The sequence below is a fragment of the Fibrobacter sp. UWR4 genome (genome assembly GCF_003149045.1).
GTDB lineage: Bacteria > Fibrobacterota > Fibrobacteria > Fibrobacterales > Fibrobacteraceae > Fibrobacter.
The window spans coordinates 1-3,145 of record NZ_QGDU01000075.1 but is presented as its reverse complement, the minus strand read 5'-3'; the positions used below and the strand labels follow the sequence as shown (position 1 = coordinate 3,145).

Annotated in this window: 3 protein-coding genes; all 3 read right to left on the bottom strand. The window is 45.4% G+C overall.

Annotated features, from left to right (window positions below; genetic code table 11):
• Positions 1 to 46: 46 nt before the first annotated feature.
• Positions 47 to 1,171 (bottom strand): ATP-binding protein, encoded by a 1,125-nt coding sequence (locus tag BGX12_RS15080; RefSeq protein WP_109736841.1) that lies wholly within the window; start codon positions 1,169 to 1,171, stop codon positions 47 to 49.
• Positions 1,172 to 1,224: 53 nt separating this feature from the next.
• Entirely contained in the window at positions 1,225 to 2,298 is a 1,074-nt protein-coding gene (locus BGX12_RS15075; protein WP_109736840.1) for a fibrobacter succinogenes major paralogous domain-containing protein, read from the bottom strand.
• 149 nt (positions 2,299 to 2,447) lie between these two features.
• A complete protein-coding gene (locus BGX12_RS15070; protein ID WP_146249986.1) occupies positions 2,448 to 2,978 on the bottom strand; it encodes a hypothetical protein in 531 nt (176 codons plus the stop codon).
• Between the last annotated feature and the right edge of the window lie 167 nt (positions 2,979 to 3,145).

Here is a 3,145-nt window from a genome sequence, read left to right as displayed (position 1 = left end):
TGTAGATGTAAAGATAGCCTACGAATGGGAATCGGAATCGAGAGAATCATCTAGCAAGGCTGCCTAAATGCTTCCACACATGTTGATGATGCCTCGTTTTTTCTCTACACATTTCGGGATATTCCTTTTCAAAAACACCAAAGTTTTTGACGAATTCCGAATTGAAGGTTTCCGAGGACTTTATTTCAAAAGGAGTCAGGATTCTTCCAGCTTCTTCAACAAGGTCAATTTCCTTGCCGTCACTAGTTCTATAATACCAGAAATTTTTCTGCTCCGCGCAATTAAACGAATGCTTCATTCTTTCAAGAATCACAAGGTTTTCAAAAAGGTTGCCTCGCAAGGGATCGCGATTTAATTGCGATTCTTCGGCAATTCCAAGCAAGGCGCATGCAAGCCCAGTATCGTAGAAATAGAACTTGGGCGATTTTACCAAGCGTTTAGTCCTATTCATGTACCACGGATTTAACGTAAAACCGATAAACGAAGCTTCAAGAATCGACAACCATTCCTTCGCCGTCCTAACATTGATTCCGCAATCGTTAGAAAGAGAAGTGTAATCCAATATGGAGCCAATTCGCCCTGCACAAAGAACAAGGAATCTATGAAAAAGAGCCGCATCCTTTATATTGACAATTTGGCGAACATCCCGCTCAACATAGGTTGAAATGTAATTCTGGTAAAAGAAGAACCTGTCTGGGCGTTCCGTTATATAGCGGGGGTACCCTCCCGAAAGAATTAGACTGTCAATGGAATCATTTGCGTTCAGTTCCTTGATTTCGTCCAAGGAAAATGGCAGCAGTTTAAGCATGGCGACACGACCGGCAAGAGTCTGAGCCACAGCTTGCTGTAATGCAAAATTATTACCGCTAGTGATGATGAACAGACCCTTTTGATTTGATTCATCCACAATCTGCTGCATATAGGATAGCAAATGGGGAACATTTTGAATTTCATCAAGAATGGCCCCGTTAGGGATACTTTTGAAGAACCCTCGCGGATCCTGCAAAGCTCTTTCCCTGGTGTCAGGATTTTCTAGAGATATGTAGGGTTTGTCGGCGAAAGTGTCGCGACAAAGAGTGGTTTTCCCGGATTGCCTGGGGCCATGAACTAGAACAACCGGGTTTTGCGAAGCAGACTTTAACAGGAAGTCTTTGATTTGGCGCCTAATCATGCCTTAAATATAATTTTGTAAAAATGGTAGTCAAGTACACGTTTTACAAAAAATCAATCTTTAAGACAGCGAACCGACTTTGCGTTGTTCTTGTTGCGCCAGTAGAGGTAAGCGCGATCGTTATCGTAGTCCAGGTTCAAGTAGAAGGCGCGGTAGTAGCTAACGTTCTCACCCGAAGACCAGAAGAAAGCGAAGTTGCCCTCACTGCTGAAGTCACCATCGTTGTACCCGATGCCACCGGGGAGCGCGGAGAAACCGTAGGCATCCGTCCCGTTACCGTTTGAGTTCCAGCCGGACTTGGACTTCAGGTACTTGCCCGCCGTTGATGAATAGGCGTCATCAGTATGGTTATACCTGAAGGTTGGGTCAATGTAGTTGATCAGCTCTTCGAACTCGTAATGGCTTGGCAGGTGCCAGCCCTCGGGGCAAATGCCTTGAACAGGAGTTGTCGGATTTAGAGGTGCTTTGCATACCTTGTCAAAAGCACAGGATGCGTCATTCATGGCGACTTCCCAGGTGTAAAGGCGACCGTACTTGGCACAGGAGTCCGCCTTGTTTTTGTAGCAGCCGCTCCATGCGTAGCTGCCCATGTCAGAAACATCGCCCGGATTGTAGTTCAGGTTCTGGGCCATCCAGGTCTGGGTGCCGATGGTGACGGTCTTGTACACCTGACCGTCGCGGGTGTCGGTAAACTCACCATAGTCTATGTCTGGATTCAAGTACTGCCAGGCGAGTTTGGAGTCGCTAGGATCCTCGGTCGGGGCCGAGGATGACGAGGAAGAACTTACAACCGACGAAGAAGATGACTTCGCAGAACTTGACGATGCAACGGAGCTACCACTCTTTGCAGAGGAACTGCTGGTCTTTACTGAAGAGCTACTTGCAACAGAAGAGGAGCTCTTCTCGCTAGAGGAACTAACAACTGACGAAGAAGACTCCACGGAACTAGAGGAAGTTACTGAGCTGCTAGATCCTTCGCTATCGCTCAGGATGACACTTGAGGAGGATTCTTCAGCGGGATTTTCATCCCCGGACGAACCATTCGCAGAAGTGCTGTCATCGCAGGCCACAAGGCCCAAAGCAAGCGCAAACGCACAAGTTCCAAGAGCAAGAAAATTCTTTTTCATGAGAGACCTCTAACCCACAATTTCAAAAATTCTACTGACAAATCTATAAAAAACACGGTTTTTCATGAATATACATAGCATTAGCGTCATTAAATGCTCAATAACGACGCAAAACAGGAAAAACGCGCTAAACGTGAGGTTAAATAACGCTAGGATTCCAGCCAGCGGGATAAAAAGACATTGTACACGCTATAGGAGCGGCCTTTTTCGGAAACTTCTTCTAGCAAAAGTTCCTTATCTACAAGGGATTCGAATATCCGTTTTACGCTAGCAGCATTCCCCAAATGATGTCTCATCAGGAAATCGCCAGAAGTGGGCTGAGTAACCACGCCATCTTTGGCCACGGCCTTCAGCACAAGCCACTGCGAATCCGTTATCAAGTTCCGACGTTCCAGAAATCCGTTGATGTTTTCGTACAAAATCTGAGAACAGGCAATTTTTACTTCGGCAAGGTTAATTTTCTTGTTACCGTTCAAAAAAATTCTACGACACAAATACTGGGTATAGTAGGTATGACGCTTAGTCCATTCCAAAATAAACTCCACGGACTCGTCATCAATTTTTCGTCCGCCCTTAGCAAACATTCTCTTAATAAAGTCTGCATAGGGGGCAGGATCAATCTTGTCTAAATATACAGGCGTGGTACTTTCGTAAAAGGGGCTCTTTTCTCCAAGAAACATGTCCACCATTACATGCTTTTTACTTCCACCGCGGATTCTCATCGTCAAGTAAATCCGATCTAGGCTGAAAACAAAAAAAATCCCTAGAAAGTGAATTCTAGGGATGGTTAGGTTTCTAACTTGCGTTTTCGACCAAGAAAAGGACAAGCGATGAGACTTAACCGAGA